General features: G+C 33.0%; 11 protein-coding genes and 1 tRNA gene. 4 read left to right on the top strand and 8 right to left on the bottom strand.

All coding sequences use genetic code 11. From position 1 onward, the window contains the following. Positions 1 to 102: 102 nt before the first annotated feature. From Q5N74_RS05085 to trxB, 5 genes are all read right to left on the bottom strand, one after another. Positions 103 to 1,230 (bottom strand): FecR family protein, encoded by a 1,128-nt coding sequence (locus Q5N74_RS05085; RefSeq protein ID WP_304387647.1) that lies wholly within the window; start codon positions 1,228 to 1,230, stop codon positions 103 to 105. 126 nt (positions 1,231 to 1,356) lie between these two features. Beyond that, positions 1,357 to 1,914 (bottom strand): RNA polymerase sigma factor, encoded by a 558-nt coding sequence (locus Q5N74_RS05080; RefSeq protein ID WP_304387645.1) that lies wholly within the window; start codon positions 1,912 to 1,914, stop codon positions 1,357 to 1,359. Between the two features lie 606 nt (positions 1,915 to 2,520). Then, a complete protein-coding gene (locus Q5N74_RS05075; RefSeq protein WP_304387644.1) occupies positions 2,521 to 3,777 on the bottom strand; it encodes a site-specific integrase in 1,257 nt (418 codons plus the stop codon). 225 nt (positions 3,778 to 4,002) lie between these two features. Continuing rightward, positions 4,003 to 4,076 (bottom strand) — tRNA-Pro (locus Q5N74_RS05070). Positions 4,077 to 4,181: 105 nt separating this feature from the next. Further along, entirely contained in the window at positions 4,182 to 5,162 is a 981-nt protein-coding gene (trxB, locus tag Q5N74_RS05065) for a thioredoxin-disulfide reductase (protein WP_304387643.1), read from the bottom strand. 168 nt (positions 5,163 to 5,330) lie between these two features. Between trxB and Q5N74_RS05060 the strand changes: the two genes are divergently transcribed. Beyond that, complete coding sequence (locus Q5N74_RS05060; protein ID WP_304387642.1) at positions 5,331 to 5,777, top strand: hypothetical protein; 447 nt, start codon at positions 5,331 to 5,333, stop codon at positions 5,775 to 5,777. A gap of 55 nt (positions 5,778 to 5,832) precedes the next feature. On the opposite strand, the gene Q5N74_RS05055 is transcribed toward Q5N74_RS05060, so the two are convergent. The 3 genes from Q5N74_RS05055 to Q5N74_RS05045 form a co-directional block, all read right to left on the bottom strand. Next, on the bottom strand, positions 5,833 to 6,501 hold the full coding sequence (locus Q5N74_RS05055; RefSeq protein WP_304387641.1) for a bifunctional 4-hydroxy-2-oxoglutarate aldolase/2-dehydro-3-deoxy-phosphogluconate aldolase: 669 nt from the start codon (positions 6,499 to 6,501) through the stop codon (positions 5,833 to 5,835). Between the two features lie 47 nt (positions 6,502 to 6,548). Next, positions 6,549 to 7,766, bottom strand: coding sequence for a 6-phosphofructokinase (locus tag Q5N74_RS05050; protein WP_304387640.1), 1,218 nt, complete (start codon positions 7,764 to 7,766; stop codon positions 6,549 to 6,551). A 93-nt stretch (positions 7,767 to 7,859) separates the two neighbouring features. Continuing rightward, positions 7,860 to 8,900, bottom strand: a complete 1,041-nt coding sequence (locus Q5N74_RS05045; protein ID WP_304387639.1) for a sugar kinase — start codon at positions 8,898 to 8,900, stop codon at positions 7,860 to 7,862. A gap of 162 nt (positions 8,901 to 9,062) precedes the next feature. On the opposite strand from Q5N74_RS05045, the gene Q5N74_RS05040 reads away from it, so the two are divergent. The 3 genes from Q5N74_RS05040 to Q5N74_RS05030 all read left to right on the top strand — a co-directional run bounded on the left by Q5N74_RS05040 (position 9,063) and on the right by Q5N74_RS05030 (position 16,328). After that, the gene (locus tag Q5N74_RS05040; protein WP_304387794.1) at positions 9,063 to 10,091 is read left to right on the top strand and encodes a LacI family DNA-binding transcriptional regulator; all 1,029 of its coding nucleotides are present in this window, start codon (positions 9,063 to 9,065) and stop codon (positions 10,089 to 10,091) included. Positions 10,092 to 10,275: 184 nt separating this feature from the next. Beyond that, positions 10,276 to 13,092, top strand: coding sequence for a triple tyrosine motif-containing protein (locus Q5N74_RS05035; RefSeq protein WP_304387638.1), 2,817 nt, complete (start codon positions 10,276 to 10,278; stop codon positions 13,090 to 13,092). A gap of 218 nt (positions 13,093 to 13,310) precedes the next feature. Continuing rightward, positions 13,311 to 16,328 (top strand): TonB-dependent receptor, encoded by a 3,018-nt coding sequence (locus tag Q5N74_RS05030; protein ID WP_304387637.1) that lies wholly within the window; start codon positions 13,311 to 13,313, stop codon positions 16,326 to 16,328. The last annotated feature ends 7 nt before the right edge of the window (positions 16,329 to 16,335 follow it).

The following is a 16,335-nucleotide window of genomic DNA, read 5'->3' as shown; positions in this document are numbered from 1 at the left end:
TCATAAATTTGTTGTGTTAATTAATAAATTAGTTAATTAATGTTTAGGGGAAACAGAGGTTTGTTTGGTGAGATATTCGAGCCTCAATTCCCTTTTCTTTTTCTATTTAAAAATTATTGTGTTGTTATTTATTACATAGGCCATATTATTAGTGGTTTGAATTGAATTTAAAATATCTTCTATATTTTGATTTTTTCTTAGAACTCCTGTAAAGCGCTCTTCCTTTAAATTAGATTCAACAAATATTATCTCTACATCATACCATCTTGCTAAAACTTTCATTATATTTTCTAGAGGCATATTATCAAAGCTAAAAACGCCCTTTCTCCAAGAAGTCACTGAATAAACATCTGCTTTAACTACATTTATACCATTTTTTTCTTTTACAATAATTGATTGCTGACTCGGACTTAAAACAGTATTGGCTTTACCGTTTGTTACTGCCACTTTTCCTTCTATTAAAGTCGTGTAAATTGCTTTTTCGTCCTTATAAGCACTAATATTAAACTCGGTACCTAGAACCACTATTTCCTGTGATTCTGCTAGTACTTTAAATTTTGTGCCATTATGATCTGTACTTGGCGACACATCAAAATAAGCTTCACCATAAACTAATTCAATTTGTCTGGTTTCCCCATCTGAAAAAGTAACTGGATATTTTATTTGAGATTCTGAATTTAACCAAACCTTAGTTCCGTCTGATAGCACAATATGATATTGTCCGCCTCTTGGAATGGTTAAATAATTATAGGCAATTTCCTTTTTGGATGTATTTGGTGCTTTATAAATTAATTCTTCACCATTACTCTCTAAATTATCAGAAATGTATTGTTTCCCTTTTTCTAAAGCTACAAGAGTACCATCCTCTAAGGTTAAAGTTGCTTTATCTGTTCCTATTTGAATATTATTATTAGTGATTATTGGATTAACAACTTCTTCAATCTTTTCCTTTTTAATTAAAAAAGTAATAGAAATTAATAACACAATAGATGCTGCAACAGCATACTTTAAATAACTGGTTTTCTTAACGGCAACCGGCCTAATTTTCTTTTCTACTGCTTTCCAACCTTTTTCAATATCTATTAAAAAAGTTTCATCATGATAATTTTCCTGCACCTTCTTAAAATATGCTTTATGAAGGTCGGACTCATTATACCATTCCCGAAAAATAGTGGCATCTTCTTCAGAAAGGGTGTTATTTAGTTTCTTTATAATTAATTTGAATTCCATTTAGTTGTCTTGTATTACAATGCTTTAACATTAAGACAACAAAAAGATAATAATGGGTGACAAAAAAATACTTTTTTTTCAAAAAAAAATCAAATTCAATGATTTTAAATCAACGAATATTAATTTTTACTGATTTATTTCAAGCAAAACAAGTATAACTGTTACCATTTCTGTAATTTTCAATTTTGCTCTTTTCAACTGTGTTTTAACAGTATTTACAGAAATCCCGAGTTCCTTAGCTATCTCGGAGTACTTATAATTATGAAGAAACTTAAGTTTAACGACTTGCTGCATTTTTTCAGGAAGTGTATCAACAATTTTAAGAATTTGATGATATACAATGGTTTTATCTTCGTCTGAAGTAGAATTAAAAACGTGCTCTGTGATTAAATTGATATTAAAATCTAACAATTCAAAATTATCGGTAATTTTTATGGATTTTAGATAGTTAAAACATCTATTTCTTACCATGGTATAGAGGTAGCCTTTTAAAGAGGTTTCAATATTTAATTTACCGGCATGCTCCCATATATATATAAAGATTTCTTGTACTATGTCTTCACTGGAATCTTTATCAAAAAGATAGCCATTGGCAGACAAAACTAATTCTTTATAATGTTTGTCAAAAAAGTTTTTAAAAACTATTTCGTTTTTTTTTGCTATTTCCTCAAGTATAAGGTTCATTAAATTAGGGAGTACTTAAGTGTTTAAACAAATCTATAAAAAAGAAAATAATAAATTTGGCACAATTTAAACTAATACTAAAGACTTACTTTAATTTTAATATTATTCAATAAACAAATTTATTTCCATATAAACTTAATCAATGCTAACATTTATTGAGAGTTTCACCCGATATGAAGTTACTTCTTACAAGCTCTCACTATCATAAAAAATTCTCTATATAATGCGTGTTTGTAAAACTAAGGGGGGGGGAAAAGCAAGAGGGTAACACGCTGCGCGATGTTACTGATTTGTATTTGATTGATTTATAACAAGTTACCATATTAATAGATTTCGTTTTTCCGTGAATTTTACTAAAAAAGCTTCGAACACCCAGTAAAATCAAGGAGTTTTTTAGTAAAAATCACGGAAATCCTAAAATTTGACTCTATTTGATAGAATTTGTTAATAGGGATTTTGGTGTTAATTAAGTCCTTACTACCGCGCTCGCTTTGGGCGAGCTTGGTTCATTTTTAAAGCGATGGATTCCCTGCGCACACTTCTGAACTGATGCAAAAAGAGTTTTTAAATACCCAGCCTCTAAATCCATCCCTTTAAAAACGTTTTTCAAACCTCTAAAACTTCCATTGCTTTTTGCTTTTTTATTTCAAACCTCGCAAGCAGGTTTTGTATATCCTCACTTATCTTGGTCTCCACCACTCGTGCATACAGCTGCGTGGTAGATAGTTTGGAATGTCCCAGCAGTTTGGACACGGTTTCTATGGGAACTCCGTTGGATAGCATCACCGTAGTGGCAAAAGTATGTCTGGCAACGTGGAAGGTAACGTTCTTGTTTATGCCACAGTCTTTGGCAATTTCCTTTAAGTAACTATTTGCCTTTTGGTTTGAGCAAAGGGGCAATAACAGGCTGTTTTCTTTCTTTTCACTGGCATCCTTGTATTTATCGATAATTGCCATGGCTTGGGGCAGGATGGGTATCTTTACCCTTTCGTTTGTTTTTTCCCGTTTGGTGAATATCCAATGGGTCGCATCTATACCTATGGTGATTTGGTTTATTGTTAGTTCCTTTACATCGACATAGGACAGTCCTGTATAACAAGAAAATATGAAACAGTCTTTTATACGCTCTAGCCTATCGTTGTTGTAATAAGTGCTTTCGATTTGCTCCAGTTCCCTATCTGTTAGGTATGCCCTATCAAACTTTTTAAATTTTAATTGAAATTGTGCAAATGGGTTTTTCAATATCCATTCCAGTTTTACCGCTAGGTTTATCATTTTCTTGAAGCGTTCCAAATGTTTCATGACACCATTATTAGATAAGGACAATTTCTTTTTATTGTTCTTATAGTGTCTCAAATACTGCTCGAAGTCAATGATAAAGCGATAATTCAATTGTTTTAAATAGATGTCGTTTGTGTTTAGTTTTTGGTCTAGGAATTTATCCAAGTATTTTTCTGTGGTAGCATAGTTTTTCATCGTACCATGTTTCAAAACACTTACCATATTGGTATTATGATAGGCTATTAATTCCTTTAAGGTCTTATGGTTATCATCCTCGCCCAAGTACCTTGCTTTTATGGCATTGGCTGTAATGATCTTGGATTCTTCCAACAGTTGTTTGTGGCAATCCAATAATTGGCTATAAACTTGGTCTAGATAGGCGTTCAAAACTCTTATTTTATAAGTGCTTCCTCGTCCTCTGTTTTTGGAACTGTCCCATTCTTTAAATAGAATCGTTCGTTTTAGACTAATTTCTGAACGTTGTCCAGAAACTGTAATGCGAACATAAATGGATAACTCGTTCGCAGTACTTCTTGATTTTCTTGTAAAGAAAATAATTGAAAAGGTGCTGTTTGTCTGCATTTTTAACGGCTTTAGTTTGACATTTTTTGGTAAAAACGAAAGTCAAATTGCTTTTAAATGCTCTTTAAATTTACGACAATTCTGGTGAGAAAGTGCACACCTGATTGCACACCTTTTTATTGAGTTTAATTGCTTTTAATTGGCATCAAATAAAATGCCTAAAAACAAAAAGCACTGATAATCATACAATTAACAGTGTTCTGATACTTCCTATTACTAGGTTCGTCGGGATGACAGGATTTGAACCTGCGACCACACGGCCCCCAGCCGTGTACGCTACCGGACTGCGCCACATCCCGTTTAAAATCGTTCTCAAAGAAAACACATTTTAATAAATTAAGAAAATCAAATAATAAAAAAAGCCGAAGTAATTACTTCGGCTTTTTTTTATCGTTTTATTATTTCTAATTATAACTAGAAGTAGAGACTTCAAACGTCTCATCTTTTCCTGCCAAATAACGTTCTGCATCTAATGCTGCCATGCATCCTGTTCCAGCAGCTGTAATCGCCTGTCTGTAAACATGGTCTGCCGCATCTCCAGAGACAAAAACACCTTCAACATTTGTTCTAGAAGTTCCTGGTACATTTATAATATAACCAGTTTCATCTAAATCTAAAAAGCCTTTAAAAATATCTGTATTAGGTTTATGCCCAATAGCTACAAAAAACCCTGTAACAGGAATTTCTTGTTTTTCTTTGGTTTGATTGTTATAAACACGCACACCTGTAACTACTTGTCCGTCACCTAAAACTTCATCAGTTTCTGTATTGAACAATATTTCAATGTTGGCTGTGTTTTTAACTCTATTAGCCATGATTTTAGATGCTCTAAACTCATCACGTCTAACCAACATAGTCACTTTTTTACATAATTTAGATAGGTAATGCGCCTCTTCACAAGCCGAATCTCCAGCCCCTACGATAGCAACTTCTTGGTTTCTATAAAAGAAGCCATCACAAACAGCACAAGCTGAAACACCTCCACCTAATTTTAAATATTTCTGTTCAGAATCTATACCTAAATATTTAGCCGATGCTCCTGTAGAAATAATAATGGTATCACAATGAATTTCTTTAGTTTCATTAATCCAAACTTTATGTACATCGCCTGTAAAATCTACTTTGGTAACCCAACCATCACGCACATCTGTTTCGAAACGCTCTGCTTGTTTTTGAAGTTCCATCATCATTTCAGGACCTGTAATACCATCAGGGTATCCTGGGAAGTTTTCTACTTCGTTAGTTGTTGTTAATTGGCCACCTGGTTGTGTCCCTTGATATAATACAGGTTTCATATTGGCTCTAGCTGCATAAATCGCTGCAGTATAACCTGCAGGTCCCGAACCAATTATTAAACATTTTAATTTTTCAATTGTATCTGACATAATTACTATTAAATTTAATCTTAACAAAAGTAGAATTTTTGGTATAAAACTTACGTTAAAATTATCAAAAGATATTATCATAGTATAAGCTCTTATTATTCAATACTTTATTTCTCCTATTTTTTTCGTAAATTGTAGTAATGCGATTATTAATTTAATGTTTCATTTATGAAAACACTTTTATTTATTTTCTGTACATCCCTTCTTCTTTCTTGCAACAATAAAACAACCGTTGAACCGCCAATAAAGGAACATACTTTAGAAGGTGCTTGGGAGCTAGTGAGCTTTTTAAACTATAAAGAGGATGGCTCTGTAGACACCATAAACTCATCAAAAGACTATAAGCAAATGAAAATGTATTCTAAAACCAAAATTATGTGGAGTAGGTTACGTGCCTGGGATTCTTTAGATTGGTTTGGTGTTGGAGATTATACGTTTAAAGATGGTACCTTAACCGAGGTTTTAGATTATGGTTCAAAAGCCATGAACATCCATATAAAGAAAAATAATAAATATATTTTCGATATAACAATTGATGAAGAATCATTCACTCAGGTTGAAATTGATAGTTTAGGCCATCCTATATATGCTGAGAATTACAAACGTATTGAATAAAAAAAGCCGAACTTACTAGTTCGGCTTTTCATTTATTTTTAGAAAACTAAAAAAATTATTTTCTAACAGCTTTTACAAGAGCCATTGCTTTCTTAACGTCTGCCTCTAGTTTTGCGTAATCTTTGTTCGCTATAATCTCTTTAGAGATTAATTGAGACCCCATACCTACACAAGTTACACCAGCATCAAACCATCCTTTTAGGTTTTCTTCTGTTGGAGAAACACCACCTGTTGGCATAACGCTTGTCCATGGTTGTGGGCCTTTAATGCCTTTTACAAATTGTGGTCCGTAAATATCACCAGGGAATAATTTCACTATTTCGCAACCTAACTCTTCTGCTCTAGCAATTTCAGTTAATGTACCACAGCCTGGAGACCATAAAACTTTTTTACGGTTACATGCAATAGCGATATCTTCTCTTAAAACAGGCGTTACAATAAAGTTTGCACCCAAAGCCATGTATAAAGAAGCTGCTGCACCGTCTGTAACAGAACCAACACCCATAATCATACCTGGTAATTCTTTGATAGCATATTTGGTTAATTCACCAAAAACTTCGTGAGCGAAATCACCACGTGCTGTAAATTCCATTAATCTTGCTCCACCATCGTAACAAGCTTTTAATACTTTTTTACTTAACTCAATATCACTATGAAAAAATAAAGGAATCATCCCTGTATCTTTCATGGCTTGAGCTACTTCTATTCTTGAAAATTGTGCCATGTTGTTATTATTTTTTTGTTGTTTATTTTTTATTCTTTAGAATTTTTTCAATTCCAGTTTAATATTTTCTTAAAATCGTATGCCTCCGGATTAGAAACATATTTTTTTGCTTTTTCGTAATCCTTCTCTTGAATATAGAATAAATTATTGATGAATAGCTGTGCCATATCCGAATTAATATCTACCAATCTTGGTGGAATTTTTCCGTTTTCATCTTCAAAATCCTTTAAAAACAAAGGTGTAATATCTCCTTTTGAGTTGGCGCTAACAATACAACCTGAAATACCTTGATCGTATAATTTTTTAACACCTATACCTAGCAAGGTACATAAAGTTAAATCGAATGCAATTGGGTTACAACATCTTAATTCATAACCAAGTTCTACAGGTCTTGTTTTTACTTCCAACCCAATCTCTTTCAACTTAACTTGTAAAAGATAATTGAATATATGCGACTTACTTACATTTCCTAATTCAGGATGTCCGTGGTCATCATAAGTGAAGTTAATACCTGAGTTTATAATTTCGGCTTCGTCCATAAAATGAAAAACACCTTCACTTACCATGGCTACACCATATTCAACACCCTTAATTTTACATTTAACGATGGAAGAAATAATCATATTAATTAACTTCTCGAAAGTAATGGTTGTTTTGTTGAACATTTCTGGAATAATCATCATTTGAAAATGACATGCCGAAGCAATTCCGAATGCTAAATGTCCTGCTGAACGCCCCATGGCAGACATAACAAACCAATTTTCACTAGTTCGTGCGTCTTCATAAACCGTATTTCCAATACGAACACCTTCATCTTTAGCTGTATGAAAACCAAAGGTTGGATTTCTATCTGGCAAAGGCAAATCGTTATCTATTGTTTTAGGAACATGTACGTGAGCCACATCAAGCTCTTGAGTTTGAAGATATTTGGTTAACCTATTGGCTGTAGAAGCTGTATCATCTCCACCAATAGTGACCAATAATTTCACATTATTCTTTTTGAAAAAATCAGCTTTAAAATCGCTGTCTTTAGGTTTGAATCTACTCATAATTAAAGTAGAACCTCCACGACTAAAAATACGATCGGCGTGATGAAAATCAAAAATCTTTACTTCTGGGTCTTCAGAAAGTAATCCTTTATACCCATGATGCACACCAATTACTTTGTATCCATCCTTCATAAAGGTTTTAGCAACAGTACTAATAACAGTATTAATACCTGGAGCAGGGCCACCGCCGCAAATAATCGCAATCGATTTTTTCATACACTTAAAAAGTTTAAAATTTAGTTGAAGCCAATAAAAGAAATACTAAAAAAAACCTACAAGACTTATAAAATCTTGTAGGCTATAAATTTACTATCTAGCAACTCTACCAGAAGCATCACCACCCATAAGTTTGGTTACTTCTTCTACAGTTACTAAGTTGGCATCACCTTTAATAGTGTGTTTTAAACAAGACGCTGCTACTGCAAAATCTAATGCATTTTGGTCGTTATCTGGGTACGTTAATAAACCATAAATTAAACCACCCATGAAAGAATCTCCACCACCTACTCTATCAACGATATCTGTAATTTGGTATTGACGTGTTTGTAACATTTGTTTACCATCATATAAAACTCCAGCCCATGTGTTATGAGATGCAGAGATAGAACCTCTTAAAGTTGTAATTACTTTTTTAGCTCTTGGGAATTTTTTCATCATTTGTTGACAAACTGATAAAAATGCTTCCGCTTTTACATCATGACCGTGAGTTTGAACTGCTGCACCTTCTGGTTTTATACCAAAATGCATTTCAGCATCTTCTTCATTTCCAAGAATAACATCACAGTAAGAAGTTAATTCCGTCATGATCGCTTCACGATCACCACCGAATTTCCATAATTTTGCACGGTAATTTAAATCAGTTGAAATAGTAACACCTAATTTGCTAGCCGCTTTAACAGCTTCTAAACAAACATCAGCAGAACTTTGAGAAATAGCTGGAGTAATACCAGTCCAATGAAACCATTCTACACCTTCGAAAACTTTTTCCCAGTCAATCATACCAGATTGAATAGTCGCCATAGAAGAGTGTGCTCTATCATAAACCACTTTACTACCTCTAGATACAGCACCAGTTTCTAAGAAATAAATACCTAAACGGTCTCCACCCCAAACAATTTTATCTACACCAACACCTCTTTTACGCATTTCCATCATAGCACATTCACCAATATCATTTTTAGGTAAACGTGTTAAAAAATCTACAGAAATACCATAATTAGCTAATGATACTGCAACGTTAGATTCTCCACCACCATAAACAACGTCAAAATTGTCTGCTTGAGAAAATCTTAAAAATCCTTGAGGTGCTAATCTTAGCATAATCTCACCAAATGTTACTACTCTACTCATGTCTTTTAATTATAAAATTAGTTAAATAAAATTTTTGCTTAAACGTTTAAGCAAGTGCTTCGCATTAAATATACTAAAACCTAAATCAGAATAATCTGTTTTGATAATAAAAAGTAATACTGTACTTTTGCTTAAACGATTAAGCAAATATATAAAAAATTGATAAACAAAAAAAAAACTACGATAAAAGACATTGCTAATGCGTTAAATATTTCACCAGCAGCAGTTTCCAAGGCACTTCACGACGATTCGCGAATTAGTGCAAAAACAAAAGAAGCCGTAAAAAAGGTTGCAAAGGAGTTAAATTATCAACCAAATCACCTCGCTAGTGCCCTACGTAGAGGCAAAAGTAACCTCGTTGGCGTCATCGTTCCGCGAACAAATAGCAACTTTTTTTCTTCGGTGATTCAAAACATAGAAGAGGTTTTAAATAAAGAAGGTTACAATATTATTATAACACAATCCAACGAATCTTATAAAAAAGAATGCAGTAACATTGACACCCTACTCTTTACACAAGTTGATGGCATTATTGCTTCTATGGCCAATGAAACAATTAGCTTAAATTATTATGAAAAAATAAAATCTAAAGGCATTCCATTAATTCTTTTTGACCGTGGTGAAAATGATTTAAATGTTGATTATATAGGTATAAACGATTACGAAAGCAGCCACATGATTGTTGAACATTTAGTAGAACAAGGCTGCAAACGTATTGCACATATTGGTGGTTATAGACGTACACGAATTTTTAATAACCGAATTAAAGGCTATATAGACGCCTTAAAAAAATATGATTTACCTCTAGATGAATCTCTATTAATAGAAAGCAGTCTTACTTTGGAAGATGGTAGAGAAAAAATGCTACAACTTCTAAATTTAAAAAACAGACCTGATGCCGTTTATGTGGCTGGAGATTATGCTGCTTTAGGCGCCTTGCAAGTACTTAATGAGAATAACATAGACATACCTAACGATATGGCTCTTGTTGGTTTTGGTAACGAGCCTTTTACCTCTATGGTTACCCCTACTATTTCAAGCATCAACCAACACAGTACGGAAATAGGGAAATTAGCTGCATTAACATTTTTAGAACGTGTAAACAACCCAGACATAAAGCAAACTTTAAACAAAAAAATTCTTGATGCCGAGTTAATTATTAGAGATTCATCTCATGTGAAAAAAGACTAACTATTTCCTTATAATTTCACACAGTTCAAGTTTAAAACAAAGACTACAAACCTATACACAGAGCTTTTTAATTCACGCTATTATGTATAATTAATAACAAAATTTCCTATACAAATACCATACAACACTATTTTAATGCCTTAATTTTACTAAATTAGTAACATAACAAATACAGGCACCACCATTGAAACCAACTAAACCACTTTTCTTTCTTTTTTTTTGTATTTTAAATTTCTATCTAGCAGCCCAAGAAAGACCTCCTATAGAAGTTTACACTCCTACAGATTATAATGCCGAAAACCAGAATTGGTCTATATCCCAATCTGACAACAAATACATTTATATTGCCAACAACAAAGGACTTTTGGAGTTTAATGGTGCTAAATGGACTTTACACTCCAATATAAAACAAACCACGGTTCGATCAGTTAACGTAATAAATAATCATGTTTACACAGGAAGCTATAGGGAGTTCGGTTATTGGGAACCCAATATTTACGGTTTATTAAAATACACTTCTCTTTCAGACAAATTAAACATTCCTTTTTTAGATGATGAAGAAATTTGGAATATTATAACGATTGATGATTGGATTCTGTTTCAATCACTAAATAGAATTTACATTTATAATACGCAGAACCAAGAATATTCGATAATAGAATCTGAAACCACTATTTATAAAATTTTTAAGGTTAACAAGAGTATTTACTTCCAAAAGGTGAAAGATGGGGTTTATGAAATTGAAAACGGAAAGTCTAAACTAGTTTCTAACGATCCTATTTTACAAGAAAATCTACTTGTGAATATTTTTTATCACAACAATAATATCTTGTTTGAAACGGAAGATTCTGGCTTTTATCACTTCAAGGATAACACCATTAAAAAATGGCAAATTCAGGCTAATGAAGCCCTTTCAAAAGTTAGAATTTACAGTAGCAAACAACTTAAAGATAAAAGTTTTTTGTTAGGAACTGTATCAAACGGTATCATCCACCTCACCTCAAATGGAGAGATTAATTATCAAATAGACCAAACAAATGGATTAAGCAACAATACAGTTTTATCCGTTTTCGAAGACTTGGAAAACAATATTTGGTTGGGTTTAGAAAATGGTATTAACTGTATTAATATCAAGTCTCCATTTAGTATCTATAAAGATCAAAAAGGAAACATAGGCTCAGTTAACACCTCAACCAGTTTTAATGGCTATTTATATCTAGGCACGAACCAAGGCTTATTTTACAAGAAACTAGACGCCAATAGTTCAAAATTCGAGTTAATTGAAGGCACTCAAGGAGCGGTTTGGTGTTTAACAGCCATAGATAATACGCTTTTTTGCGGACACAATTCGGGGACTTTCATTATAAACGGTACCAAAGCCAACTTAGTTATAGATGTTTTAGGTACTTGGGGCATTAAAAAAATTGATGGAAGAACCGATTTATTACTTCAAGGAAATTATAATGGTTTAAACCTCATCGAAAAAACAAATGGCACCTGGAAACTAAAGAACAAAATTAAAGGCTTTGATATTTCTAGCAGATATTTTGAAATATTAAATTCTACCGAAGTTTTAGTTAGTCATGAATACAAAGGTGTTTTTCATGTAAAATTAGATGCTAATTTATCTTCAGCTGTGAATGTTAAACAAGATGTATCGGTTTCTAAAGGTCCAAAATCTTGTCTTATCAAATACGAAAATGATATTCTTTATAGTTATGGAGAAGGGGTTTTCAAATATAATAAAGCCGAACAAAAATTCATTAAAGACAGCATTTACAGTCAATTATTAAATAAAGAAACCTATACTTCTGGCAAACTAGTTTCCGACGCACAATCTAATAAACTATGGAGCTTTTCTAAATACAATATTAGTTATATAGCACCTAGAAAGCTAAGTGACATTCCAAAAATAAACACGATTTCTTTACCTATTAACTTAAGAAATGATGTTGCAGGTTATGAAAACATGACCTATATAAATGATAATTTATACCTCTACGGAACATCTCAAGGCTATATTTTAATTGATCTCGCTAAAATGGTTGATACGAATTTCAAAATAAGTATCAACTCCATTCTAACAAGTACCTATAATAATGGGTACAAATTCAATTTAATAAACAAAAACGATAAAGGAGACTATAAAAACAACGAAAACAACATACAATTCGAATTTAGCATCCCTGAATATAAAAAATATATAGTAGCCGAATATCAATTTAAATTAGATGGTATTTACAATGAATGGAGCACATGGTCTACCAACTCCAATGCTTTATTTGAAAACTTACCGTATGGCAACTATACATTTCATGTTCGAGGACGCTTAGGTAACCAATTTTCAGACAATACAGAAACCTATTCTTTTATGATAGAAAGACCCTGGTATATTTCTAATATCGCTATAACGGGCTACGTTCTTTTTATTCTATTTTTCTCGTTGCTTATGCACAACATTTACAAGCGCTATTATAAAAAACAAAGAGAAAAACTATTAGAAAAAACACAACAAAAACTAGAACTGAAAGAACTTGAAAACAAACAACAATTCATGCGTTTTAATAATGATAAATTAAGACAAGATATAGAAAACAAAAATAGAGAGTTAGGCATCTCTACCATGAGTTTAATTAAAAAGAATGAGTTTTTAAACAGTATTAAAAAGGAGTTACAAAAGGCTCAAGAAGACAAGAGTTTAAAACAAGTTATAAAAATAATAGACAGAAACTTAAACAATACAGATGATTGGCAAGCCTTTGAAGAAGCCTTCAATAATGCAGATAAAGACTTCATTAAAAAGATTAAGTCGATACACCCAGTACTAACCTCAAATGATTTGCGTCTTTGTGCCTACCTAAGGCTCAATTTATCATCAAAAGAAATAGCACCGCTACTAAATATATCGGCAAGAAGTGTAGAAGTAAAACGATACAGACTTCGTAAAAAAATGAATTTAGAGCACGATGATAGCTTAACAGATTACATTTTAGAAATATAAATACACAACACACCACTTTTTCACCTATACAACACCACAACATTGGGTGTTTTTTGGACTAAAGGCTGAAATGTGTTTTTCTTAAAATCAACCACATTTATTAGTGTTTTCACAAAAACACAGCTCTTTTATTGCTATGTATATTTTTTGTTGTGGTTAAAAATTACAATACATCAATCTATATAACTAAATTTACTAAAACTAAAAACTAAATGTATATGAGACATTATCTCTTTAAAATCCTTGCTTTATTTTTCATAGCATACTCAAGTGCACAAAATGTGAATGTAAGCGGAACAACTCTAGACCAAAGTGGTTTACCTATTCCTGGAGTTAACATTCTTGTAAAAGATACAAGTAAAGGAGCCACTTCAGATTTTGATGGTAATTTTACTATCGCAGACGTTAAAGTAGGTGCGACACTTACCTTTAGTTTTGTTGGGTATACAACTCAACAAATTAAGGTAACCAACAATTCACCATTAACTATTACGCTTCAAGAAGATATAGCAAGTCTAGACGAAGTTGTTATTATAGGTTACGGTACACAAACTAAAAAAGAAATTACGGGTGCGGTTAGTGTGGTATCCAGCGAAATTATTGAAGCTTTAAAACCAACACGAATAGAACAAGCCTTACAAGGGCAAGTTGCTGGTGTTAATATCACTTCGCAATCTGGCACACCTGGTGGTGGTTCTACAATAAGCATTAGAGGTGTCTCTACAAATGGAGACAGCAGACCTTTAATTTTGGTTGACGGCAATGTTATTGAAGATTTAAGTGTTGTTAACCCAAACGATATTGAAAGTATAAACATCTTAAAAGATGCGACCGCCGGTATTTATGGTGTAAGAGCTGCAAATGGTGTTATCATTATAACAACCAAAACGGGTCGTAAAAACATGCCTTTAACTTTTGAGTATAATGCATACGGTGGTTTTCAAGAAACAACACGTAAAATACCGGTTCTAAATGCGACTGAATATGCTTTAATTGTTAACGAAGCTTATGCTGCTGGTGGCAACACACCTCCTTACTCTAACATTTCTGGTTTAGGTGTTGGTACAGATTGGCAAGATCAAGTATTTGAAAGTGCCCCTATAACAAACCACAACATCCTTTTTAAAGGTGGTGGTGAAAATTCAACTTACTCTTACAGTAGTTCATTTTTAACTCAAGATGGTATTGTTGGTGGTGGCAATTCTAATTTTACACGTTTTACCAACAATGCAAGTTATAGTATCGATTTCTTAGAGAATTTCAAATTCAATTCAGGTTTAACCTTAATGAGAACTTCTAAAAGAAATCTTCCAGAAAACTCAAATTCATCTGTTCTTTTTAATGCCATAAACATGGCTCCGACTTTTTCTGTTTATGATGATGCCGGTGCTTATACCTTAGCAGAAGGATTGGGTGGCGAGGTTATTAACCCCTTGGCCCAAATAGATGACACGTTTGATAGAGGTAAGGTTATGAAGTTAAGCGGAAATGCTGGGTTAGCTTATAATTTCCTAGATCATTTTACAGCACAAACTAATATTCAATTTAACTATTCTGAAGTGTCTTCAAAAGTTTTTAACCCGATTGCCAATTTTGGAAGCGGAAAGAACAGCAATGTGTTTAGAAGCAGCGTCTTCGAAGGTTTGAATTACTACAGAGATTACACCTTTGATGCACTTCTTAAATATGAAAACAAATTCAGTGATATTCATAATATCAATGTGCTTTTAGGAACATCTGTTTTTAAAACAACAGGGGAATTCACAGGAGCGACAGGGTTTGACATTCCAGATAACTCCTATTTAAATGCGAATTTAGAGCAATCTACAGATATTGAAAACATCAACAGGTTTACTGGTAGAAATGCGACATTCGATGCTAGATTACTATCTTATTTTGGTAGAGTACAATATGATTACGACGGGAAGTATTTATTAACTGCCGCTGTAAGACGTGACGGTTCTACAAAATTTGGTCCTCAAAATAAATTCGGATTTTTCCCCTCAGGATCTATTGGCTGGATAGCTTCAGATGAAGACTTCCTTAAAAACAGCGACGCTATAAACTTATTAAAAATAAGAGCTTCTTATGGTATTTTGGGTAACGACAGAATTCCAGATTATAGATATATTTCATTATTAAATGGAGAAGGTACTTATATTTTTGATGACCAAGAATTCATTGGAACCGCAGCAGGAGGTATTGCCAATCCAGAAATTAGATGGGAAAAACAAAAAACCTTCGATATTGGTTTGGATATGCGTTTTATGAAAAATAAAATAGATATCACTGCCGATTATTTCAAAAAAACAACCGAAGATTTATTAGTAATTCCAGAAGTATCAGGATTATTAGGTACAGGTGGTGCACCCGTTGTTAATGGTGGTACCGTAGAAAATGAAGGACTTGAATTTGCCATTGGTTATTCAGATAATTTTAGCGATAACTTTAAATTCAGCATCAAGTACAATGTTACTTATATTAGAAATGAGGTGTTATATGTGAACACCAATACAGGCGTTCTTGAAGGAGGTAGCTTCGGCATTGGCCAACCCGCACCTTCTAGAATGGAAGCAGGTTTCCCTATAGGCTATTTTTACGGGTATCAAACTGCTGGAATTTTTCAAAATCAAGCAGAGATTAACACATCGGCTATCGGTGATATTACGCCACAACCTGGTGATATTAAATATGTAGACCAAAACGGAGATGGTGTAATTACTTTAGATGATAAAACAAATCTAGGCGACCCATTACCAGATGCAACGATGGGTCTTAACATCTCTTTAGATTATAAGAACTTCGATTTTGCTGCCTACGCGTTTGCTTCTGTAGGAAACGATATTGTTCGCAATTACGAACGTGGTCAACAACTTACCAACAGAACAAATTCTTATTTAGCACGTTGGACGGGAGAAGGCACAAGCAACTCCTTCCCTAGAGTTTCTAACGGCGCAACTCCTAATGGTCTCTTTTCAGATTTTTATGTAGAAGATGGTTCTTTTGTTCGTTTACAAAATGTACAATTAGGCTATACTTTTCCTAATAAAGTATTTGAAGATTCTAAAATAAGTAAACTACGTCTTTATGTTTCAGCAAGTAACTTATTTACACTTACAGAATATAAAGGTTATGATCCAACGGCTTCGAGTGGAGCCCCTATAGGAGGTGGTATAGACCAAGGGTTTTATCCGAGTGCTAAAACATTTTTATTAGGTATTAACTTAAAATTATAATTAGGTA

The organism is Mariniflexile sp. AS56 (assembly GCF_030552475.1).
GTDB lineage: Bacteria > Bacteroidota > Bacteroidia > Flavobacteriales > Flavobacteriaceae > Mariniflexile.
This window is presented reverse-complemented; position numbering and strand designations above follow the sequence as displayed.